Genomic DNA, 22,270 nt, shown 5'->3' on the forward strand with positions numbered 1-22,270 from the left:
GTGGCGTGGGCGGTGTTGTGCGGGTCATGTCTTCTCATGGCCGATCGGGTCGGGCGCCGTCACGTAGCCGACCGACGAGTCCTCACGCTTCGACGTCTGGAAGAACATCGAGATGCCGACAAGATGCTCGACGGCGTGCAGCCCGACTCTCTTCAGCCCGTGGCGATTCGCCCTGGTGAGATCGGGCATCGAGTCGCAAGCGATCGCGTGCACGCAGAGAAGCCCCTCGGTGACGCCGAGTCGCTCCCGTGCCGCCAGGTAGCGGATGTCATCGGGGTCGGTACGGTCGTCCTCCAGCACGGTGGCGACCTCGGCGGGGCCGATGTCGAGGTCGGCGAGGCGGTCCTCAGTGGAGATGATCGACTTCAGGTTGGCGATGCTACGGTCTCCACCGGCGATGGGTGACCGGTTCGCGAGTCGCACGGGCCTGTCCAGTCCGAGGTCCAGTCCGGGCCGAGCGGATGTCGCGTCGACCCGGCGCTGGAGGAACACGACGTTCCAGTGCGACAGCGCACCTGCTTCGTTCTCACCGGCAATGTACCGCTCGACGAGCTCTGCGCGCAGGCTCTGCGACCGTTCATGGATGCGGTAGTCGTGCAGGAACCCGGTGACGAGTCCGGCTGGCACACGCCGGAAGCCGGCACGCTGATACCTGAACTCGCTCTGCGGGATGCCGCTGCTCGAGATGCGCTGCACGAATCGCCGCGTCGCCGCGATGTTGTGCTGCAGCCACTCGGCGTCGCGCCGCGGGAAGAGGACGGTCTGCGCGCGCGCCTGGGAGTACGACATCTGCGCGCTCACGGCGTGGCGGCTCTTGGCGGCCGAGGTGATCGCCATCGCCGGATGCTGTCGGATCCTGACTCCGACCCGTTCTGGTGTGATCCCCTCACGCTCGAAGCGCCGGATCTCGTGCCGGATCTCGGCTTCGACGAGGGCGAGGTCACGGAACCAGGCGCTCAGTTCGTCGGGCATCCAGATGCGGCAGAGATCCTCGTAGCCGGCCCGGTAGCCGAACCATCGGCCCATCTGCAGCAGTGCGTCGTACGTCTTCGAGGTGCGGACGAAGTAGCTCGCGCAGAGGCCCTCCAGCGTGAGACCCCGCGAGAGCGTGTTGCCACCGATGACGATCACGGTCTGCGGCTCGCCGTCGACATAGCCCAACCGGTCGGCCGACTGGTAGTCGTCGACGATGACGCGTATCTCGGCGGCGACCTGCATCAGCGTCTCGGTCAATGCCTCGAAGTCGACGGTGGTGTTCCCGAACTCGTCCGACGGCACACTGAGCGACTCCGCCTCATACAGCTCGCGCAGTCGTCCGAGCTCGTCCTCGCGATCCGTCTCGAGCCGGGTCCGGATGTCGGCGATCACGGCATCGACGTCTCGCCGCGTCTGGAGGTGTATGTCCGCGAGCATCGAGGTGTGGACGAGCATCGACGAGTCGGCTCGTTCGCCCGACCGTACCCGCCGAGCTGCGGTGGCGAGCAGGAACCACCGGCATGCCGCAGCCAGCGCGACCGGATGCCCGTCGGTCCCACCGGACGCCATCCGTCTCGCCTCGTCCGGCTCGATCGTGCGGAGGACGTCGAGCCCGTCCAACCGGTCGGTATCCTCCGAGCTGAGTTCCGATCGGCCGAAGATCCGTTCCGCGCCGAAGTACTGCGGAGGCGTCTGCAGGTCGACGATGAAGTCGCGCGGGTACAGTCCGTTGTCATCGCCCGGGTCGATGAGCAGGTTGGCGAACGGGGTGGCGGTGTAGGCGAGGTACGCGGCGCGCGGGTGATCGAGGAGGTCGCGGATGAGCCCGTTGATGACCGACCGCTGACCCTCTTCGCCGACGTCGATGCTGGCTGAGTCGGCCTCGTCGTCGATCACCAGGATCGGCGTCTTCCGCATGATCAGCGTCCCGGCGCCACGCAACCAGTCGCGCACGTTCCGAAGGCGGTGCGGCTGCTTCTTCACGACCATCACATACCGCTTCGACGTGGCGAGCAGCGCGCCCGATGCACCCCGCGGATCCTCACTCACGTCGGCACCGGCCGCCGTGAGCGATACCCATCCCGCGTCACCGCCCGTCAGGACGGTGTCGATGCGGTCCTGAGTCTGGTTCCGCAGCGAGTCTGTGGTGCCCGAGAGCACGATGAAGAGGCGATATCCGGCGTCGGCCGCCTTCGCCATCACCGAGATGAAACTCGTCGTCTTGCCGCTCTGCACATTGCCGAGGACGAGCCCCCGCGTGCTGAATGCGCCGACGCTGGGAGCGCTCAGCAGCGAGACGATCTTGTCGGACGCGGTATCGACGGAGTCGACAGAGGCCGCGTCCATCCGCTGCGCGAGCCGGGCGCGGACGCGGTGCCACCGCAGATCCTGGTCGCGTGAACCGAGGTACCACTCGTCAGCGATCGTCTCGGGCGCGATGAGCGCTGCCGGCGCGGAGGACGTCCGAATCGTCGACGCCCGTCGGCGGAACTCGTCGGCCGCGACGACGACGCGCGCCCTCGGCGCACCCATGCGCTGAAGCGACGCGACAGCGTGATCAACCGAACCCGTTCGCGCGACCTCCCCCGCGAGCTCATCGAGGAGTTCCTCACGGCCCGTCGACCCGATGCTCATGTGGCCGCACCCTTCGTACCGCGCACCGCCATCCACGCGACCAGCCGGATGTCACCGAGGTCGATCTCGGGGAGGGGTTGGACCTTCGCGGCTTCCTGGATGCCGAACTCGTCGAGCACCGCGATGATGGCATCCAGCCGTTCCCGCGGGGTCTCATCGCTCCGGAGGGCGCGGCGCATCGCGCGGGCGGCCTTCGTCGTGGGCACGGACTTCAGACGACGCACGAGTCGCTTCAGCTGCGGACTGCTGAGCAGAGCGGCCTGCTGCATGACGAACTGGGCAGCCTCCCGGAATGCGAGTGGAAGCGCGCCCGCAAGTGCGATCGGATCCGTACTGCGCATCCACTCGTCGTGCGCGTCGTCCCGCGCGAGCGCCCAGGCGTCGTAGGCCGCACGGAACGCCTCAGCGGGGAGGTCTCGCGCTCGCCCGGGGCCGCCGGGGTCCGCGGCGACGAGGGAGGCAAGCGTGTCGTCGTTGACCGACTGCCCCGACTCCTCACTGTCGACCGCGTTCCAGTCGTCTCCGACCGCGACGTTCCGGAACCAGACACGCCCGCTGTCGCCCATCCGCATGCAGAAGACGAAGCCGTTGCCGGCGACATTCGGGTTCTCGAATCCGCTGCCGATGCCGTGCGGCAGCAGCTCGAGCGTGGTCCTGAGCCCCGGATCCTCGTCGAGTGCGTTCGCCAGCCGGCGGCGGTACTCCTCACCCGAGCCGGCCGCCGAACCGCCGCCGGACTCGACGAGGATCTCGATCTCCTCGACGAGGTCGGCGGCGTCGTAGTGGTCCCGCGGCGGGAACGCGCTCACCCCGGGCAGGACCGTGCCGATACCGACCGCGGCATCCGCCTGCTTGAGCTTGCGGATGAGGGTGTCTTCGAGCCGGAGGAACTCGTCGAGATGCTTCGCAGGGAAGAAGACGCCGAGGTGGATCTCAGGGTGCTCGCTGCCGATGCGATCGACACGACCGTGTCGCTGCACGATGCGCATCGGGTTCCACGGCAGGTCGTAGTTGATGATCTGCGCGGCCTGCTGGAGGTTGACGCCCTCCGCGAGCACGTCAGTGGTGAGCAGGATGTCATAGCGGTCGTCGTCGAGGGGGTTCCCTCCGTCGTCGAGTCGCCCGGCTGTGCGGGGGGCGAAGCCGGCGATCGCCGCCGCCCGACTGGCCTGGTGGATGCCACCGGTCTTCCCCGAGGCATACTCGCCGATGATGGCCGGGGCGAGCCTGCCCCGGTAGTCGGCAAGCGGCGAATTTCCGTCGACTCCATCGAGCGCGACGGTGAGCCGCTCGTGCAGGTCGCGGATGGTGTCGGCGAACGTCGAGAAGACGATGACCTTCCGTCGATCCTCCGACGAGATGCCCTTCGGGCTGATCGGCTTCGCGGCCTCGGCGATCCGATCGAGTTCGGCGAGGAGACGGTCGGCCTTCGGCTCACCCTCGTGCGCCGCTGCGAGTGCGAGCGCCTGCAGGTGTCGGATGAGCTCGAGGTCGAGTTCGACGTCGCTCTTCATCACGTCGGCGTGGTACTCGCTCGCCGGGGTCGCTTGGTGTTCGCTCTCGTCGTCGAGGCTCTCGATGATCTCCTCAAGATCCTCGGACTCGGAGTTGACGTAGTCGCGGAGCGCGCCGCCGATCAACACGTGGCCCTTCGACAGCGCGGAGAGGAATGCCTCGTGCGTCGAGATGAGCACCCCGAGCGTTGCCGCCAACGCGCGCGGTGACGACTCAAGTCGCTTGAGCAGTGCCGAGCGGAGCAGGCCCATGTTGGTGACCTGCGTGCCGTCGAGCTTCGCCGACTTCAGGTAGGCGCTCGGTGCGTATCGGGAGAGCAGGAGGCGCCTGGGGTCACCGCGTCTGACCTCGAAGGATGCCGCGTGCTGCTCGTTCTCGGGGATGTCGAGCGCATACGTGACTGCGTCGACCAGCGCCCTGCCGTGGCCATCGAGGTCGTAGTCGACGCGCTGGACCTTGGCGTCGGGGAACTCGACGGGGATCTTCCTGCCGCCCGGGCCGGGTACGGTCTCGCCGCGGTAGTTGTCCTTCACGAACCGTCTGGTGCGGCGCACGGCGACCTGATCCATGAGGTCGAAGAGGTGCCCGGGAGTGAGCGCATCGGGGTCGAGCTTCTGTGCACCGCGGATGTACTGCCGGATTGACGGAATGCCGATCGAGGCGAAGCGGGCGTCGTCGCGGATGAAGTACTTGACGAGCGTCTCGAGGTCGATCAGCGAGTTGTTGACCGGCGTCGCGGTGAGCAGCACCACCTTCTTCGGATGCGCGCCGGCGAGGATGATCTGATCGAGCGCGATCGACCTCGATGCCGCGGCGTTCCGGAGGTTATGGGCCTCGTCCACGATGACCAGCGCGGCATCTTCAGCCCGGTCGAAGAACGCGGCGTGGTCGGGGTGATCACGGTCCATGCGACTCCGGATCTCCTCGTAGGAGTGCACAGTGACACGTCGACTCATGTCGTACCGCTCGAGGAGCGGGTCCCACACGCTGGTCTTCAGCGCCGCCGGTGCGGCGATCAGAACCCGCTGGCGTTGTTCTTCGGTCGCGGCGGCAATGACCTCGAGGGCGAGGAACGTCTTGCCGAGACCGACCTCGTCGGCGACGAGCACGCCGCCGATCTCGTCGAGCAGCCGACGCATCCGCTTGACCCCGTCGGCCTGGAAGCGGGTCAGCTCGAATCTCGTCGGGCCCGCCGCCTCCTCCTCGAGGTGGTCGCCGTACCGCTCGAGCAGCATCCGGAGGAACACCGTCCACGGCGTGTGCTCGGCCCAGAGCGGTTCGTAGAGCGCGGCGAGGTCGTACGGCTCGCTGTCGCCCCAGCACTCCTCGAACCAGTCGATGACCTGGGGCGTCGAACCATGCGTGCCGGAGGCACCGACGTTCAGTTCGGCGTTGCGGGTGAGCCCCGCGAGAGTCAAGTTGCTCGATCCTGCGAGGAACGCCGGGTGCGTCGGATGGTTGCTGATGAATGCTTTGCCGTGCAGGAATCCGCCGGTGAAGCGACGGATCTCGACGACGGGCTCGCCCGCCTCATCGGCCGCACGCAACCACGCCACGAGCCGCATCGCGGACGCCGTCGCCGAGTGCTCGAACCCGAGCGCATCGCGCTCCGCCCGGAGCCAACTGTCGTGATCGGCGAGCGCCGCGCGGAGTCGGTCTTGGGCAGCCTTGTCGGGCTCGAGGCGGATCTGCGGGTCGGGGATCGGCTCGGCACCGAGCAGGATCCGGATACGCGGCAGCTTCTCCAGCTCGTCGGCGAGGAGCAGGAAACCGGCGGGGTTCAGATACGCGGTCGCGATCGCCGCGCTGGGCGCTGCGGCCAGTGCCTCACGGTTCACGCGGAAGAGCCGGTTGATCTCTTCGCCCACCGTCATCGGCGGCGCCTGACGATTGGTGGCGAAGACGGGAAGCTGCGTCATGTGCGGTCCTTCCATGCGGCGTAGTACTCGAGGACGGCGTCGAGTCGAGGCTGGTAGTCCCACCCGCGGTGAAACGTCGCGAAGACGTGCCGGACCTGCTCCTCGGTGAGCTCGTAGAGGAGCGACACCAAGGCGTCAAGCTCCGCGATGAGGTCCGACTTCACCGGCTCGGTGTTCGCAGTGCCCACGTCGACGCCGATCTGACGTGCCCAAGACTCAAATCGGTCGTCAACCGCTGCCAGACGACCTGCGATCTCCACGACGCGATCGCTGAGTGCACTCCCCGGCGTGTATCGCGGTACCGGGAGTGACGACAGGACTTCGAATGTGAGATGGAGTTCGACCCATCTGCGCGATGCCCAGTCGAACGGAATGGAAGCGAGCACGCCGAGCGCGAATGCTTCAGCGCCAGCTCCCCCGGCGCGAGTGACCAGCACCGGCGCGCTGTGGACCAAGACGGAACCGGGCGGGATGAGACACGGAATCGTGGTCCGCGAGTCAGTCGCTCGCGCGATATCCCTAAACGCAATACGTGAACGATCGAGCGGCAGCTTTCCGTCGGCCCATTCGGTCCCGAAGTAGGCCGATCGTGGATTGCCACTTGCCCGAGTCAGCTTAGACAGGAGCGCAGGCCGCAGGACCTCCGGCTTGCCGTATGCAAAGGGCGCTCCGAAGTCGGGGCTCCAGATGTTGAACGACGCACCAGCCAGTACAGGAATTCTTCCGTCTGACTCCTCGAGATCAAATTCGAACTTGTCCTTGTCGCCGGCCGCGTTGAAGTCACCTTGGATCGGCCGCAGTCGCCATTCCGCACGTGAGTCATCGAAGCGCGGCGACTGCTTCATCTGCTGGAAGATCTGGGCAGACTGCGGGTCCGGAATTAGCGGAAAAGCTGCGGTCGAAGACCAAGAGGCGAACTCATCCGCCGACACCTCCGCGAGACTATCGGCTCCAACGACAAACTCGGCCTCGCTGGCAAACGGGCCACAAAACCGGGCGATGTGGTCGCCGCCGCGCTCGAGCACGGTCAGTCCAACCGTGTACTGAGGATGGACGGACGGGAACACCCAGCTCTGGTTATTCAAGAGGAAGCAGACATCTACGAAGGACCCGCGAGCAAGCACGTCTCGTCGCCACGTAGCCAACGCTGAGCCAGACAATGCACCACGCGGAACCACGATGGCGCTCCGCCCGCCCTCACGAATGAGCGTCCAAAACCGCCAAGCGAAGGCCTGATAGAGATCGAGGTGGGCCGAGCCGAGCCCTGGGTAGGGGCCTGACGCGACCGCTTGGTTCACTTTCGCCACGGCGTCGATCTCGGCGCGATACTGCTTCACCAAGTCGGGCCTCGCAGCTTGGAGCTCGGCCAGCCGCTCCCTCCGCTTCGACTGTGGCATGGACCGAAGCCCCGGAATGCGCAGGCCCCACCACTGGTGTTCCTCAACATGAAGTTTCTCCCACGGCGGATTCCCGACAAGCACGTCGAACCCGGCCGCGTCCCGGAGAAATACCTCGGGAAATAGGTACGGCAAGTGCGCAGGCGAAAGGCGCTCAATCGCCTCCCGCAATTCTGCATTGCCCGCGATCTCCGAGATGTCCTCCAAGCTGAATGCGGTGCCCGGAGCTACAAGGCCGAGCCTCATTGCGACTGCTACATCGAAGACCGCCCTCGCAGGCCCTGCCGCTTCACGAGCGCTGCGGAGGAGTTCAGCACCCTGAGCGACCTCCGACCGATCGGCCTCACTGGCGTTCGCGAAGTCGAGAAGTGCCGTCCGTGCCGCATCCAGCGGTTCGCGGATCAGCGGCGCGAAGAGTTCACCGACGGCAAGCGCGTCAAGCGCTTCATCGATTGTCCCGATGCCGGTCAGTGAATTCCCCAGCACCAGACCGTGGTCGAGGCTCGACATCGGAAGGCCCGGCACGAAGGTGTGGATCCAGATCGCGAGCCGCGAGAGTTCCACGGCGAGCGGGTTGATGTCGAGGCCATAGACGCAGCGGCGCGCGACCTGCCGTCGGAGAAGCTGCGCCTCGGTGATCGCACTCGCGGCCTCGACATCATCATCGAGCGCCTCTCGCGCCTTATCTGCGAGGCGGGCGAGCTCGGCCCGGACTCCGGGCACCGGAGTGACCGTGAGGAAGTCGCGCATGCCGCGCTCGATCTTGTCGACGGCGGCCACGAGGAAATGCGCCGACCCCATCGCGAGGTCCGCCACCCGAAAGTCCCAGAAGAGCGTCGCGGCCTCGCGATCCTTTCCCTCCTCAACGAGCGCATGGACCTTCGCGAGATGGGCCTCGAGTGCCGGCGCGACCGAGCGGTCAATGAGGTGATCGACAACGACCTTCGGCGTGAAATACGAGCCTGTCGCCTTCCGCTCGCCGGACGCCGAGTGGAAGTACGGCGCCCCGGCGCGCACGACGATCTCGTCATGCTCCTTCGCCGGGACGAAGGCGCCGGACCGATCCACCGTGAGGTCGTCCTCGGCCACCGAGAGCGACGACTCGAGGAGTCCCTCGTAGATGGTGCCGAACTCACGCACCTGGAGCGACCGGAAGTCGACGGCGCCACGAATGCTGTCCTCGGTGGTCTCAACAAGCATCTCCTGCAGCGCGCGCCCCATCACGCTGTCCGGCAATTCGAGGCGTCGGAGAAGCGCACCCTCCTCAGTCGTCGGATCGAAGAGGCTGCCGCCGTAGGCGGGGACCTCCCACCTCCGGTTGCCGCTGTAGATCGCGTCCCAGACCTGCGTGAGATCGTGCCAGATGGAGGTCGCGGAGTCGCTGAACTCAGCGGCATCCGTCTTCGCCTCCCGCTCGACGAAGGCCTGCAGGGAGTTTGCGTCATACCAGTCGTTGCGGCCGGCGGGCAGCAGGCCGCTGTCTTCGGCATACGCCTGGAACAGAAGGCGGAAGAGTACGCGCAGCGTTAGGGCGTACGCGACCTTGAGACCATCGGCGTCGATCGCATAGCCGAGCTGCGGGAGTCGTTCGGCGATTGCGATCGCGATCTGCGGCACGACACCGAGGTAGACGCGGTCACGCAGCCGCGCACCGAGCTCCGCGGCGTACTTGCCGGAACCCTCAAGGATCTGTTCCGCGGAGCCACCGCGCTCAAGTGCGTCGGCTGAAAAGATCAGAGGAAGTAGCCCGGCGAGCCCCGGCTCGATCATCGCGAGATCGAGCTCGAAGTAGGTTTCAGACTGCCCACGCTGTCCGACTCCGACGCCGTCTCGTCCCGGGTACAGGCGGAGCGTCGACTGGCGAAGCACTACCAGCCAGGGCACCTCCTCGCGACCCGCGACCTCCAAGCCGTGCGCAACGGGTGAGAGCTGGTATCTCGCGCTCCTCTGCTCGAAGTGCTCGGTCTCGTCCAAGAGCACCGCAATCGCCCGACGCGATCCGGACCCGGTGCGAAGAACCAGCGCGCTACCGGACGCGTTGCTCACGGGCTCTGCGGTGAACCCGAGCGCCGCGATCAGGGCCCTCCCCCGTTCCGTGACGAGCGCCGCAGCGCGCCCTGTCGCCTCCCGCCAGTCCGCCCGCTTCGGGACATTCACCCGTAGGTGATAGCTCGCGAACAGGAACTGATTCGAGAAGCCGCCTGGGGCACCAGACTCGAGCTGCCGCTTGACGGAGTCGATCTGCTGCTGCGCGGCGATGCCATCCGGCTCCTCGAGCACGGCCTGCAGCTGGCGTTCCGCGAGGCCAGTCGGGACCGGGCCAAGAATGCCGTCCCGTCCGTCGAAGAGCCACACCCCGTCGGAATGAGCGGCCGCGACGATGACGGGCATGGCAACAGCGGCACCGCGGGTCTTCCACGCCTGCTCAAGCATCGCCTTGGTCGGGCGCGCCGATGCATTCGCGACAGCGATTTGCACCTCACCGACATCCGAGTCATCTCGGCCGAAGACGACCTCGATGCCGGTCAGTCCGGTCGGGAGGGCGTCGCGCCAGGCGATCGAGCGCGCGCCGGTGAGGGTCAGCGACTTGGTGTGGTTCATGGGTTCCTGTCGGGTCGGAGGCGAGGTCTGTCTTGAATCGGTGGCGTCAGACGATGAAGTGCGAAGGGAACCACATCGTCGGGTTCACGACGGCGATGCGCTGCATCCCGTCGTCGTCGAGATAGAGCAGGTCGCCGAAGTTCGTCAGCCGGATGGTGCCACCTGCGTGAGCGACCTCGGCTACGGCCCGGTCGAGGCGCTGGGCCTCGTCCTGAGCCGTGTCGCCGTCGACGGCCTCCTGCAGGCGGACCCCGGAGTCGAGGTCGATGAGGTGGTCGTCGACCAGGTCGTAGAAGCGGGGCAGCAGGAATCCGCGCGCGACCTCGTCCACCGGGTCGGGACCGAGATAGCCGAGCAGCCGCGGAACCCCACGCACGTACCCTCCCACGGCGCCGTCACCGGCGACCCACAGCTCGCCCATCGGTCGCGCGCTGGTCCACTGCCGAAGCTTCTCGTTCGGGTCGCCGTCGATCTCCGGCCGGAGGGAGCGCCCGGTCTCGATGTCGACCACGTCGCGAGTCTTCGTCACACGAACGCGTCGGCGGGGGATGTCACCGATCCAAGTCCCCCCGATCGGCGGGCGTCGTTCGAAGGTAGGCTCGGGGAGAGGGATCGCGGCGGGCGGCTCACCGGCGCCCGCGCCGCTTGACGGCTCTGCGGCATCCGTCTCGGGCTGAGGCGTCACCACGTCGGTCGGCGGGGTCGGCTTCGGCACCGGCGGGTACCGGCCGTTCTGGATCTTCGTCACACGCTTCACGAGCTGCGCCGCCGGCCCCGCGACACCCATGTGGTTCTTCTCGCCGAACTGTCGAACCAGCACGGCGGCATCGAGCAGTTGAGCAGTGGTGGGCTCCTCGCTGAAGTGGACCCACGTATTGCGCGTGTCGACGATCTTCTTGGCGAGAACGCGAACATCGCCGGTGTTCTCGATCACCTTCCGGAAAAGCGAGTCCTCGGTGTAGAGGAAGTCGTTCAGGAAGAAGCTCGGGTCCGAGAGGGAGACCCGGCCGAACTTCCGGTTCCTGAGTCTCGCCTCCTGCTTCAGCTCCTCCTGATAGTGCCGGAACCACGAGGCACCCATGGTCCCACCCAGCACGCGGTCGCTCCGGCTCGCGAACTCCAGTCCGAAGCCACGCATCAGCGAGAAATAGCCCTTCATCACCTCGCCGTATGACTCACGCTCCGGGTACTCCATCACGAAGGCTCGCCCACTCATGCGTGCAGCACCTCCACGCCCGATCGACCGAAGTCCTTCATGATCGGGATGACGCGGGTGATCGCGAACGCAGCGAACACGGCCTCCGCGGGATCCGGGCCGACCTCGAACGCCGGCGACTCGACGAACCGCTTTGCACCGGGCCTGAGGTCGCCGTAGCGACCGACTCGCGTGGCGCCGTGCGACTCCAGCAGTTCGACGGTGTCGCTGCCCGCGAGCCAATCGAGTTCCTCCCAGCTCACGGTCGCGAGCGTCGGCCATCCGCGATCACCGTGTTTCAGTGCACGCAGCAGCGCGACACGATTGCCGTTCCCGGAATCGGTCAGACTCATTCGGCCGGCTCTCTCGAGACGACGGTAGGCGTCAGGACCGGCGAGGAAGTCGAGCGGCTGGACATCCATGCTCGCGTCGGGCCACGCGATCATCCCTGCCGTCATCAGCAGCCCGTCGCTGGACGAGAATTCGGCCAGTCGCAGCTGCCCCTCCATCACCGTGCCGGCGCGTCCTGCGCTCGTCGGTACACCCTCGTACGCTTCGACGCCGGCTCGCAGGGTCACTGCCACGAGTCCGACGTTGAAGTCGAGATCCTCTTCAGTCACGTTCGGGTCCTCCGATCTCATACTGCCCATCGCGCGTCGCCGCGTCGACCTGCCACCCCCGAACGGGGGTCGAGGGTTGCGCTCACATATTGGCATCATTGGTACGTCAAGTGTGACACAAAGAACGATAGTTGCCTAGATTCTGATCTTCTTGCATACTGGGCTCCAGATGGGAGCCAACATGAGCGCAGAGACCAGGGCGGAGAAGTTCCGACGGCTCGCCTCAGCGCGCGGTGACCGCGTGCTGAAGGACCTCGAGTTGATCGGCAATCTGGCCAACCGGAGCAACTACGAGTACACGGACGACGAGGTACGCAAGCTCTTCAGCGCCATCGAAGCCGAGGTGCGCGACACCAAGGCCAAGTTCACGACCGGCAGCGGACGACGGAGGATCAAGTTCTGATGACACTGACCGGCTACGGATTCCACTTCGAGGCGCAGGGACGCGGCGGCTACGAGGGGCCGAACATCCCGGCAGCCGAGCACTTCTCGGGCACCGACATCGAGCAGGCCCTGGCGAGAGAGTTCATCCAGAACTCCCTCGACGCCAAGGCCAAGGGGGAGTCGATTGTCGAGGTCGACTTCGATCTGCAGTCGATGCCGGTCGACCAGATCCCCGGCGTCGACCAGCTTCGCGAGGTACTGCCCCGCGTCGTGAAGATCACCGAGGACGAACAGCTGGAGGGCCGGGACGCCCTCAGCGCGGCGCTCACGTCCGTCCGATCCGAGCACGTCCCGGTGCTGTGCGTCGGAGATTCCGGCACCCGGGGTCTCACCGGCAGCGAATCGATCGACGACCAGTTCTCACCGCTCAGCGTCCTCACCCGATCGGTCGGGGCGTCCGCCGGTGACGAGGACCGTGGGGGGTCCTTCGGAATCGGCTCCTCGGTCGGCGTGCTCGCATCGCGGATGCGGACCGTCGCCTACGTCACCAAGGCGATCGACAAGGACGAACCGGTCCTCGCCGCCACAACACGGCTCGCCGGATTCCGCGACGGGGACGGTGTGCTGCGGCTGGGCACCGGACACCTCACGAACCTCGCCGTCGAGCACGACCTCGAGTACCCGAAGGGCATCGACCGCATCGGGCCGTTCGTGCCGCGCGTGTCCAACGGAACCGACGTGTACGTGCTCGACTATGTCGGTGCCGGCGCCGCGGACGGCCTGCGCACCATCAAGCGAAGTGCGGCCGAGAACTTCTGGGCGGCGATCCACGAGGGGCGACTGATCGTCAGGGGCTCGACCGACGACGGCGACTGGGTGCTGAGCGCCGACACTCTCGAAGATGAGCTGGTCGCTGACGAGATCCTCGCCGAGTCCACTCTCCCGTTCTATCGCGCATTCAGGGACGGCCAGGTCAAGGCAGCCCGTCTCACGACGGTCGGAGATGTCGAACTCAGGGTGACCACGCTCGATGTCCCGGACAGATTCCGCGCGACCCAGCTGATGCGCAAGCCGCTCATGAAGGTCGAGAACATCCGCCACCAGGTTGTCAGTGTCCCGTACGCAGCCGTGTTCGTGTGCCGCGACGAGAAGGGCAACGAGCTGCTTCGATCCATCGAACCCCCTGCTCACGACCGTTGGAATGCGCGAGGCAGGCGGTCCAACGGCGCGGCAGTGAAGCAGATCAAGGACTTCATCCGCGAAGCACTCCGCGAGCTCGTCCCGGCGAGCCTCGGCGACCGAGCCGAGGTGCGCGGCCTCGCGCGCTTCCTCCCCGCCCGACTGACCGGTCCGACACCTCCGTCGACCGACGGAGCACATGACGCCACCGACGGGCGGGAATCCGACCGCGAAGGGCGCGCGATCGTCGGACGACCCGACGTCGGCACTCACCGGGAGTGGAAGCCAAACACGGCGGTCTCGTTGCCCGCCCACGCCATCGCGGATGAGGGCGGGCCCGCCGGTCAGACCGGCGTCTCCGGCGGTTCTGGGACGCATCGGACGAGCGGCGGCAGACGCGACACCCAGGCGACGGCAGGCGACGGTCGGAGCCGCATCCGGTCGAGCGACGTCCGGTTCCGCGCATTCCGCCCAGCAGGCGCGTCGCACACCACCATCGTCCTCACTTCGCCCGAAGAGCTGCGCGGTGACCTCGCCCTCCGGGCGGTCGGTGGAGGCGGGAGTGAAGCCTTCGAGCCGGGAATCGAGTCGGCCTTCGTCGTGCGCGGCGCGGAGCGATCACCCGTGAAGGCGACCGCAGCGGCCCTCCGCGACCTGCACCTGGAACCGGAGGTCCCCCTCGTCATCGAGGTCGACTTCAGCTACGCAGACCGCTACCGACTGGGAGTATCAGATGGCTAGAACGAACACGTGGTCCTTCCCCCATCCGATCCTGTCCTCCGAACTCGACGACGTGGACTCCACGTTCCGAGTCGCACAGGCGCAACGGACGGCCCGCACCACGACGGTCGAGGTCGAGTTCGACCTCGAACTCGACGACGAAGACATGCTCGGCCTCCTCGAGGACGGGCTTGCTCGGCTGCAGTTCGTCGCCCGGAGCGGCGCGGCGTTCGGCTACCTCTCGAGCGAGCCTCGGCTGATCTCGCACGTCGGACGGAGTCGCCGGTACCTTGCGACGCTCCCGCAGGATCGCCTGCGCGGGCTCGTTCAGGTCGAGGTCCTCATCGTGGCCGCGCGCCCCATCCCGGGCTACCGGCTCACCCGACAGAGCGCCGTGTTCGGCGATGCCTCGTTCGATGTGCGAGCCGGGGACATCCTCGGCATCGCGTATCGCACCAAGTTCGATGCGCTCAAGGACTACGACCCGCTCGACCCGCCACTCGACGCGTGCTTCCGGATCGAGAAGCACGAGACGGTGCGCCGAGGGCTCGAGCTCGCGTTCGACGACCCCGACCAGATCGTCATCCGGCTCGCGCCGGCTGCCTTCGAGGCATTCCAGTTGCAGGAGGGTCGACCCGAGGTCCAGATCGGGGCCGTGATGCTGCCGGCACTGATGGGCGCCCTCGACACCATCCGGAACGCCGACGGAGAGTTCGACGATCTGCCGTGGTTCCAGGCCGTGACCGCGCTCGTGCGCAAGGCCGGTGTCGAGGACCAGCCGCCCTTGGTGCAGGCGCAGACGATCCTCGACGACCCCGCCGGGCGCCTCCTGACCCGACTCGCTGAGCTGGAGGACGAAGACTGATGCACGACACGATCGAACTCTTCACCGAGGCCGGTGTCCGTCGGCTCGCCGATGCGGTGAAGGAGGCGGCGACCGCCGACGCGGTGATTCCGATCATCGAGAGTCTGGCGAGGACACCCGAGAACACACTCACCGCCGACTGGAGCTTCACCGGAGAGCGCCCCGACCTCGGGGCGATGCTCAAGGCCAGTGCGAAGTTCAGCGACCTCGCGCGCGCGCTCTACACGTGGATCGGCGCCATGAAGCCCGATGAGGCGGCCGATCACCGGCTCTGGAGCTACCTCAGCTGCGTCACGTTCCAAGACTTCACGGCGGAGCGGTGGCCGCTCTCAGACCGCAACCTGGGCTCACGGTTCGACGCCCGATGGATCGTGACCTCGCCGAATCGTGACCGGCTCGTCCGCAACTCGATCTCGCGGATGTGGTGGGCGGCCCACCTCGTCCATGACCCCGGAATGACGCGCCACCTGAGCGCCGAGCGCTCGGATCCATTCGCCTACCTCGACGTGATCTCCCTCCGCGAGGACACCTTCCTCGGGATCATGGACCGCGACCTCGCGGGCTGTCCGGATGTGCTCTTCGCGATCCTCGACCACTTCGAGCGGACGGGGGGACTGGCATCCGAGGACTACGCGCGGAGACTCCTCAAGGAGGTGGTGCTGATCTCGGGCTACGCGGAGCTCGGTTCGCTCGACTTCGACGAGATCACGGAGCGGATCGAGGGCGTGGCCTCTCGGATCCTGGCGGCGTAGGACCCTGAGGCACACAATCCATGTCAATCGACCACACAGCGATGAAAAGGAGCCCTGCGAGATGAAGCGCAAGATCGAGGTTGACGACGAGGTCTTCGCAGCACTGCAGGCGATGGCGGAGCCGTTCGTCGACACACCCAATTCTGTGTTGCGGAGGGTGCTCGGCGTCGACGTCAGATCGCCGTCGGCACCCGACCCGTCGCAGGAAGCTTCAGGCGCCGAGACGTCAGGCGACGCAACCGAAGCAACGGTCTACCGGCTCGAAGCTCCGGGCATCTCCGCCACTGCCGAGCGGATCGGGGAGCATGGGATGCGCATGCTCAGCGCAACCTCCGATCTGAGAGTGCTGCCGTCTCTCAGCGCCTCGAATCGCGCGATCCGCCATCGTCTCCTCGCAGACGGCGCATTCATCGAACGACCCGACGGAACCTACGAGCTATCGAAGCCCACCGACTTCCCGTCACCTTCGGCAGGGTCGAGCGTTCTCCTCGGGCGGGAGTCGAACGGGCGAGCCGAGTGGAAGGACGCCCGCGGACGGCCGCTCGGCGCGCGCTAGCCCCTACGTCGGCGCCGCGCTCGCGTCGTTCGCTGAATACAGGACTACTCATTCGGCGCCCGAGTCCCGGTGCTCCTCCCAGTGGATCGCAAACCACGATCGCTGTTGTGGGGTCGGATCGACACGAAGTGACGTGCGATGCAGCGCCCTATACGCATCAAAGGCTCGAATCTCCTCAGCGACATCGATCTGAAGCACTCGAGGGTCAACGGCGAGCAGGCCACGATCGAACAGTGTGTGCAGATCCGCGCGGAGCAGCAGCCCACCGTCTTCGTGATGCTTCCCCTCTCTCGAATATCTGTAGAGGTGCGCCGCTTCAAGGGCCGCCGACGGCGTTGGCCCAAGGAACGCGCAGTTCTGCCCGTGCCGATCGAGGAGCATCGAGCGAAATGCCTGCTGGCCGCGCCGAACCCGAACCATGGCTTCTGCATGGCCTTCGATGACTGATCGAGCACGCCGAATCATGGACGCCCCACGTACCAGCGTGGCATCGAGCAGCGAATCCAAGTCCTCGTGTCGAAGCGGGCTGATGCTGTGCTGCGATGCGGGATGAACGAGGTGGGCTCGAATGTCACTCAGCGCGATACTCGTCTGGGCTTCGACCCACGAGGAGTCGTATCGCGCACGATAACGAGTCACCGGAATCGTTTCGACATCGGGTTCGTCAAAGGTTTCGTGGCACTTCATGCATCGATACCGAGGGGAGACGGTTGAACGTTCCGCCACCTGGTGAAGGCCGCATCGGGGACAGCGCAGTCGGAGTTTCGTCCCGTCCTCCCGTTCGATGGACTCGATGACAGATGCACCGAGAAACTCGGTGTCACCGCGCAGCAGAAGAAGATCGCCGACCTGCGGAAGGTGATGATTGGGCACGCGGCTGTCCCACACGTAGGTCCGACCGATCGCGTCTCCATAGGCGCTCCCCTGAGCACGCCCCGGTGAACCTGATGCAATCATCAGCCAGGCCTGTCCCATCGAAGTGATCCTCCTGCTGCGCACATCTGGCCGACAGATCCGACGATGAACGACTATTCCAGAAGACTCGGCTCTGGGTCCAGCTGCCACCTCATGCTCTTCAACCCGGAAGGCGGTGGCGTAAGGGCCCTCCGAGTTCTGCCATCATTACCTTCGGCCCGACCGCTTCCGCATCGGTTGGGGCATGTACGTATGAGCTCGGCACATCGGAGTGAAGTGATTTCTGACGGCATGGTGTCCATCCATCTCGACCCGCGCGTGACTGCCGGGGCCGCCATCTGGTCTTTTCCGAACCGGGTGATTCAGGTCGCGGCGGGAGGTCAGCACAATCTGATTCTGACGGCGGGCGGCAAGGTGCTCGCGTCGGGCAGCAATGAGCGTGGACAGACTGATGTACCGTCCGGGCTGGGCGAAGTGGTGGCGATCGCTGCCGGCTACTCCCACAGCCTCGCGCTTCTCAGGGACGGCACGGTGGTGGCGTGGGGCAACAATTCGCGTGGCGCGACGAACGTTCCCTCGGATCTCCACGATGTCGTGGCCATCTCTGGAGGGGGAGGGCACTCAGCCGCGGTGAGGCGCGACGGTTCGGTCGTCGTATGGGGACAGATGGGGTTCGGAACCGTCCATCCCCCAGCAGACCTCGCCGACGTCGTGTCGGTCGCGTCAGGCTGGGAGTGCTGTTTCGCGATCCGTTCCGACGGCACTGTCGCCGCTTGGGGCGAGACGCAGTTCGGTGTTCCGAAGGTGCCGATGAAAGCTAGGTTCGTCGGAATTGATGGTGGAGGCGGCCCCCTTCCGTCTTGGGTGGCGACAGAGACAGATGGATCGGTCAAGGTCAACGGGGCCTTCGGAGAGGCGCCCCGTCATCAGTTGTACGACGTGACTCAAGTCGCAGCCGGAGAGATGCACGCCCTCGCGCTTCGGAGAGACGGTGTGGTGATCGGCTGGGGAAACAGCCCGGTTCGGCACACCGTTCCCGCGGGGCTCCGGGCGGTGGAGTCGGTGGCTGCCGGCAACGATCACTCACTGGCTCTCTGCGCGGATGGCACGGTCGTGGCATGGGGAAAGAACGGTTATCAGCAGCTCAGAGCCCCGCTGGATTACACATCGGAGTTCGTCGCCTGGGAGGATGACGGCTACTACCTCCCGTCTCTCGGCAGGAGGGGACCGGATCCGTACGCGGCCGTGTACGGACGGCGTTTCGATACAGGTGGTTCGCCACCGGCAACCCGCACCGCTGAGAGCACCGTGGACCCGCGCCGAGCAGTGATTGCGGCCATCGACCGCTTTGTGGCGGCTGATCCCCACGATTTCGCGGAGATGGGGCGCAGCCAGATCGACGGTGTGAAGGCGGTTCACGCCTACTTCTACACCGCTCCGCACCCGGACAAGCAGCTCTGGCGCGTCCTCTTCACAAAGGTCTGGACAGATGGGCCTTCCGCAGGGCAAACCCAGAACATGGTTGGCTCGAAGCTGGTTGAAGCCGCGGGGCGTCTGGGGTGGCTGGACGAACTCGCCTATGCCCGGTCCCTCATCTCGCCGTTGCCGACGACGTCGCAGAGAGCCCCGGCACCGAGCAGCGGCGGCTGTTACGTCGCGACAGCCGTTTACGGTTCGTACGACTGCGAAGAGGTCCGGGTACTTCGGCGGTTCCGCGATCAGACTCTGCTCGGGAGTGGGCCCGGCCGCTTGGCCGTGCGGCTCTACTACGTGCTGAGCCCCCTGGCCATACGCGTGGGCGGTCGGCCGCTGCGGAATGCTGTTCGCCCGACTCTCGACCGAGTCGTCGTTGCGCTTCGCGAGCGAGGGGTCTCCGGTGCGCCCTACAGCGACGAATAGGATCCGCGCGGTTCCCTGCCCGTCCCGCGCGATTGCGGCGCAGTGACCGGCGGCAGTGCTCACATGGCGAGCAATGCCGGCGGAAGTCAGAACACGCAGGCAAGAACAGTGGCACGACCTGTGACACCCGCTTCACAGTCCGGCTGCGCCCTCGGGCGGGGTACCACTTCGTTGCGACCCCGGCCAAGATCACCCAAACTTCCGCCGAAGTCGTCCTCGGCCTCCCCGCGCGGCGCGGGCTGTAGCGGCCCACTGGTTGCGCTCGGCAGCCACCCGCGACCACTGCGCGCTCGGCCGGACACTCAGACCCGATTGCCGATTCGCGCGCGCAACCTCGGAGCAGCATCGTGACGTCCAGTCACTGACCTACCGGTCGGCCACGGCGCGCCGCCATTCGAGTGAGGGACGGCCGACCGCGGTCATGCCAGTCGAGTCCACTGATTCCAAGCACGATCACTGGTCCCCGACGTGCCGATCGATCGTGCTCGTCGACCCCTCGGCGACCAGCATGCCGGGGCGCAGCTGGAGGTACCGTGCGAGCCCCTCGATGTCGGCGTAGATCGTGGCGAAGCTGTAGCCGAAGCGATTCTCGAGCTGGTGCCTGATCGACGCCTTCGCCCGTGCGGTGATGCGGTAGGTGAAGACGATGCCCTTCGATTCAGAGAGCGGCCGCGGGCTGATCCTGCCGAGCCGGACGGGAATCGACGCGATCGTGCGCAGCTCGGCGGCGGTCCAGGTGGACGCCTCGTCGGGGTGAACACGGCTCAACGCGTGCGGCGGTCCGTCGATCGGCACACCGTCCACCAGGAAGACCGCGCTCTGCGCGGGAATCCGACTGTGCAACGCCGGCGGCTGCCAGACGCGGCGGCCGAGGCCCGTTCCCCACTCGCTCGGTCGAAGGTGGCCCGGGTGCCATCGTGGGGTGTTGCCGTTCCAGCGGGAGTTCAGCTGGAACTGCTCCCTCACAGTGAAGGCCAACAGGCGTCCGTCCTCATCGCGTGTGGGCGATGTCGCATCGACTGCGAACCACGCGGCGATGAGCGGGTTGAGCGTCGCATCGAGCAAACGCGTCGGCACGCCGACATGTTGCATATGGGCGAAGAGCTGCAGGGCGGGGACGCCGTCGAGGCGCCACTCGGTGCGGGCCAGCTTCAACAGTCGCTTCTCGGTATCGACGAGGTCGTCCTCGACGGGGATACGACCGAGTTGTTCCGCGACCACGCGATAGAGCGAGCTGGATAGGCCCCATCGACCGTCGGCGTGGCCGCGCCAGACGAACCGTTCGCCCCGGTACGCCTCGCCCAACCGGTTGATCGCGGCCTGCAGATCTTCCCAGCTCTCGATCCTGTACTCGTATGGCGCGTAATGCCCGGTCGCGTCGTCGTTGAGCGGACTCGTCGGTGACATGTGGTCATCGTGCCACGCCGCCGAGCATCTCGCGTGGAATGTCAGCGAGCGGCATCCATCCGCCGGAACGGCGGCTCGATCGGTACGAGACCGGAGGCATCCCGATACTCGCGAGCCTTGCGCATGTAGAGCGCAGCTGGTCTCCCCCGTCCGACGTTGCGGGGCTCGGCGTCCTGCACGCGCTCGAACACGCCGGTCATCTTGCGCTGGAAGTTGCCGGGGTCGAGCTCGACTCCCCACACCTCCTCGTAGACGCGACGGACGTCGGCGATGGCGAACTGCCGCGGCAGGAATGTGGCCGCGACATCCGTGTACTCGAGCTTGGCCCGGGCCCGCTCGATACCGTCGCGGAGGATCTGGTTGTGGTCGAAGGCGAGCCGTTGACCAAGTGCGGCGTCGATCGTGTGCCAGTCGGCGCGCGCGGCATCCGAACCGCTCTGCAGCTCACCCTGAATCGGACCCAGTGCGAGCCAGGCGACGGTGACGACCTCCTGACGCGGGTCACGGCCGAGGGTCCAGTACGTCTTGAGCTGCTCGAGGTGAACCTCGTGAGGTTCGATGCCGGTCTCCTCACGCAGTTCGCGGAGCGCCGTGTCCTCGAGCGTGCGATCCGCGCCGTGGCGGCTCACAAACCCACCGGGAAGCGCGAGCTGCCCCTTGTAGGGCTCGGCCCTGCGCTCGATGAGGGCCACGCAGAGTTCGTCGTTGCGCATCGTGAGGATCACGAGATCTGCGGTCACGCCGAACGGCGGGTACTGCGTGGCATCCGTCATGGCGCCATTCTAAATGTGCTCTTGACAATAAATCGACCCACGGCATATTCTTGTCATGTCAACAATAAGTAAGCGTGAGGAGACAGCCATGAACGAGTTCCACGTCGGACGAGGCGCGAACCGCGGGCCTCTGACGGTCTTCCCGATCTGGGCCGAGCACATCCACCCGGTCTCGTACACGATCGACGCCACCCAGGCTCGCGTCGGCGAGCGCCCCGGCAGGCCCAACGTCGGCTCTCTCTCGGTCGCGAACACCGCGGGCCTGCCGTTGCTCCTGCTCGAGGGGCAGCTTCTGGAAGGCGGCATGCAGCACCGGATGATCGCGCGCAGCATCCTGCTGGCACCCGGCGCCGAAGCGCCGCTCGACGTGGTCTGCGTCGAGCAGGGACGGTGGAGCGGTGCGGCCGAGCACGCGACGCGGGGTCGACGGGCATCAGCCCGGGTGCGCGCCGCGCTCCGCAGCGAGAGCCAGCAAGGCGAGGTCTGGGCCCGGGTCAACGCGTACGCAGCCGATGTAGGCGCGAACGCGACGTCGTCGTACGTCGAGTACGCCGAGCACGCGGCGCCGCGCCTGCGGGAACTCACCAAGGGGTTCCGCGCCTTTCCCGGCCAGGTGGGCGTGCTGATCGGCGTCGCCGGGCAGCCGCTCACGGCGGAGATCTTCGACTCACCGCGCATGCTCGCCAAGCAGTTCGACGAGATCGTCCGGGCCGCAGCGATGGATGCGCTCGGACAGCCGCCCGTCGCGACGCCCGCGCGGCGTGCCATCCGCTTCATCAACCGAGCGGCACTGGTCGAGCCCACGCCCGTCGGCCGGGCGGGTCTCGGCCTCTCGATCGCCGGTCGCAGCGAATACGCGGATGTCACGGCCATCCGCTGGCACGACCACGAGCTGCACACCCTGCTCACCAACCCGCGCCACGAGCTCGTGCTCGCGGCCTGAGTCGCGCCGATCTCCCGGCT

Annotated in this window: 15 protein-coding genes; 7 read left to right on the top strand and 8 right to left on the bottom strand. The window is 66.6% G+C overall.

Going from position 1 to position 22,270, the window contains the following annotated elements; genetic code table 11:
* Window positions 1-24: 24 nt before the first annotated feature.
* From ACULK2_RS14835 to ACULK2_RS14855, 5 genes are read right to left on the bottom strand one after another with little or no spacing between them, the layout of a single operon-like run.
* The gene (locus ACULK2_RS14835; protein WP_445968607.1) at window positions 25-2,610 is read right to left on the bottom strand and encodes a Z1 domain-containing protein; all 2,586 of its coding nucleotides are present in this window, start codon (window positions 2,608-2,610) and stop codon (window positions 25-27) included.
* Window positions 2,607-6,044, bottom strand: coding sequence for an SNF2-related protein (locus ACULK2_RS14840; RefSeq protein ID WP_445968608.1), 3,438 nt, complete (start codon window positions 6,042-6,044; stop codon window positions 2,607-2,609). The genes ACULK2_RS14835 and ACULK2_RS14840 overlap by 4 nt, the downstream gene beginning before the upstream one ends.
* Window positions 6,041-10,042: an Eco57I restriction-modification methylase domain-containing protein gene (locus ACULK2_RS14845; protein ID WP_445968609.1), complete on the bottom strand. Its 4,002-nt coding sequence runs from the start codon at window positions 10,040-10,042 to the stop codon at window positions 6,041-6,043. Before ACULK2_RS14845 ends, ACULK2_RS14840 begins: the two co-directional genes overlap by 4 nt.
* A gap of 46 nt (window positions 10,043-10,088) precedes the next feature.
* Complete coding sequence (locus tag ACULK2_RS14850; RefSeq protein WP_445968610.1) at window positions 10,089-11,258, bottom strand: hypothetical protein; 1,170 nt, start codon at window positions 11,256-11,258, stop codon at window positions 10,089-10,091.
* Window positions 11,255-11,857 (bottom strand): hypothetical protein, encoded by a 603-nt coding sequence (locus tag ACULK2_RS14855; RefSeq protein ID WP_445968611.1) that lies wholly within the window; start codon window positions 11,855-11,857, stop codon window positions 11,255-11,257. Before ACULK2_RS14855 ends, ACULK2_RS14850 begins: the two co-directional genes overlap by 4 nt.
* Window positions 11,858-12,038: 181 nt before the next feature.
* Here ACULK2_RS14855 and ACULK2_RS14860 point away from each other — a divergent pair, with 181 nt between their 5' ends.
* From ACULK2_RS14860 to ACULK2_RS14880, 5 genes are all read left to right on the top strand, one after another.
* Window positions 12,039-12,260 carry a hypothetical protein gene (locus tag ACULK2_RS14860; protein ID WP_445968612.1) on the top strand — a complete coding sequence of 74 codons (222 nt, stop codon included), beginning with the start codon at window positions 12,039-12,041 and terminating at the stop codon, window positions 12,258-12,260.
* Entirely contained in the window at window positions 12,260-14,161 is a 1,902-nt protein-coding gene (locus ACULK2_RS14865; RefSeq protein WP_445968613.1) for a hypothetical protein, read from the top strand. The genes ACULK2_RS14860 and ACULK2_RS14865 overlap by 1 nt, the downstream gene beginning before the upstream one ends.
* Entirely contained in the window at window positions 14,154-15,005 is an 852-nt protein-coding gene (locus ACULK2_RS14870; RefSeq protein WP_445968614.1) for a hypothetical protein, read from the top strand. The genes ACULK2_RS14865 and ACULK2_RS14870 overlap by 8 nt, the downstream gene beginning before the upstream one ends.
* A complete protein-coding gene (locus ACULK2_RS14875) occupies window positions 15,005-15,757 on the top strand; it encodes a DUF6339 family protein (protein ID WP_445968615.1) in 753 nt (250 codons plus the stop codon). The genes ACULK2_RS14870 and ACULK2_RS14875 overlap by 1 nt, the downstream gene beginning before the upstream one ends.
* Window positions 15,758-15,818: 61 nt before the next feature.
* Window positions 15,819-16,313, top strand: a complete 495-nt coding sequence (locus tag ACULK2_RS14880; protein ID WP_445968616.1) for a DUF4357 domain-containing protein — start codon at window positions 15,819-15,821, stop codon at window positions 16,311-16,313.
* A gap of 48 nt (window positions 16,314-16,361) precedes the next feature.
* Here the strand turns inward: ACULK2_RS14880 and ACULK2_RS14885 are convergent, their stop codons facing one another.
* Window positions 16,362-17,288: an HNH endonuclease gene (locus tag ACULK2_RS14885; RefSeq protein WP_445968617.1), complete on the bottom strand. Its 927-nt coding sequence runs from the start codon at window positions 17,286-17,288 to the stop codon at window positions 16,362-16,364.
* Window positions 17,289-17,480: 192 nt separating this feature from the next.
* Here ACULK2_RS14885 and ACULK2_RS14890 point away from each other — a divergent pair, with 192 nt between their 5' ends.
* Entirely contained in the window at window positions 17,481-19,127 is a 1,647-nt protein-coding gene (locus ACULK2_RS14890) for an RCC1 domain-containing protein (protein ID WP_445968618.1), read from the top strand.
* A gap of 453 nt (window positions 19,128-19,580) precedes the next feature.
* On the opposite strand, the gene ACULK2_RS14895 is transcribed toward ACULK2_RS14890, so the two are convergent.
* Complete coding sequence (locus ACULK2_RS14895) at window positions 19,581-20,534, bottom strand: FRG domain-containing protein (RefSeq protein ID WP_445968619.1); 954 nt, start codon at window positions 20,532-20,534, stop codon at window positions 19,581-19,583.
* Window positions 20,535-20,575: 41 nt separating this feature from the next.
* Window positions 20,576-21,307: an NUDIX hydrolase gene (locus tag ACULK2_RS14900; RefSeq protein WP_445968620.1), complete on the bottom strand. Its 732-nt coding sequence runs from the start codon at window positions 21,305-21,307 to the stop codon at window positions 20,576-20,578.
* An 88-nt stretch (window positions 21,308-21,395) separates the two neighbouring features.
* Between ACULK2_RS14900 and ACULK2_RS14905 the strand changes: the two genes are divergently transcribed.
* Window positions 21,396-22,250, top strand: coding sequence for an ARPP-1 family domain-containing protein (locus tag ACULK2_RS14905; RefSeq protein WP_445968621.1), 855 nt, complete (start codon window positions 21,396-21,398; stop codon window positions 22,248-22,250).
* Window positions 22,251-22,270 lie beyond the last annotated feature (20 nt).

The organism is Agromyces molybdatiresistens (assembly GCF_052748445.2).

Coding starts and splice junctions, on each gene's coding strand:
- ACULK2_RS14835 (WP_445968607.1), bottom strand. CDS start 2,610: ATGAGCATCGGGTCGACGGGCCGTGAGGAACTCCTCGATGAGCTCGCG.
- ACULK2_RS14840 (WP_445968608.1), bottom strand. CDS start 6,044: ATGACGCAGCTTCCCGTCTTCGCCACCAATCGTCAGGCGCCGCCGATG.
- ACULK2_RS14845 (WP_445968609.1), bottom strand. CDS start 10,042: ATGAACCACACCAAGTCGCTGACCCTCACCGGCGCGCGCTCGATCGCC.
- ACULK2_RS14850 (WP_445968610.1), bottom strand. CDS start 11,258: ATGAGTGGGCGAGCCTTCGTGATGGAGTACCCGGAGCGTGAGTCATAC.
- ACULK2_RS14860 (WP_445968612.1), top strand. CDS start 12,039: ATGAGCGCAGAGACCAGGGCGGAGAAGTTCCGACGGCTCGCCTCAGCG.
- ACULK2_RS14865 (WP_445968613.1), top strand. CDS start 12,260: ATGACACTGACCGGCTACGGATTCCACTTCGAGGCGCAGGGACGCGGC.
- ACULK2_RS14870 (WP_445968614.1), top strand. CDS start 14,154: ATGGCTAGAACGAACACGTGGTCCTTCCCCCATCCGATCCTGTCCTCC.
- ACULK2_RS14875 (WP_445968615.1), top strand. CDS start 15,005: ATGCACGACACGATCGAACTCTTCACCGAGGCCGGTGTCCGTCGGCTC.
- ACULK2_RS14880 (WP_445968616.1), top strand. CDS start 15,819: ATGAAGCGCAAGATCGAGGTTGACGACGAGGTCTTCGCAGCACTGCAG.
- ACULK2_RS14885 (WP_445968617.1), bottom strand. CDS start 17,288: ATGGGACAGGCCTGGCTGATGATTGCATCAGGTTCACCGGGGCGTGCT.
- ACULK2_RS14890 (WP_445968618.1), top strand. CDS start 17,481: ATGAGCTCGGCACATCGGAGTGAAGTGATTTCTGACGGCATGGTGTCC.
- ACULK2_RS14895 (WP_445968619.1), bottom strand. CDS start 20,534: ATGTCACCGACGAGTCCGCTCAACGACGACGCGACCGGGCATTACGCG.
- ACULK2_RS14900 (WP_445968620.1), bottom strand. CDS start 21,307: ATGACGGATGCCACGCAGTACCCGCCGTTCGGCGTGACCGCAGATCTC.
- ACULK2_RS14905 (WP_445968621.1), top strand. CDS start 21,396: ATGAACGAGTTCCACGTCGGACGAGGCGCGAACCGCGGGCCTCTGACG.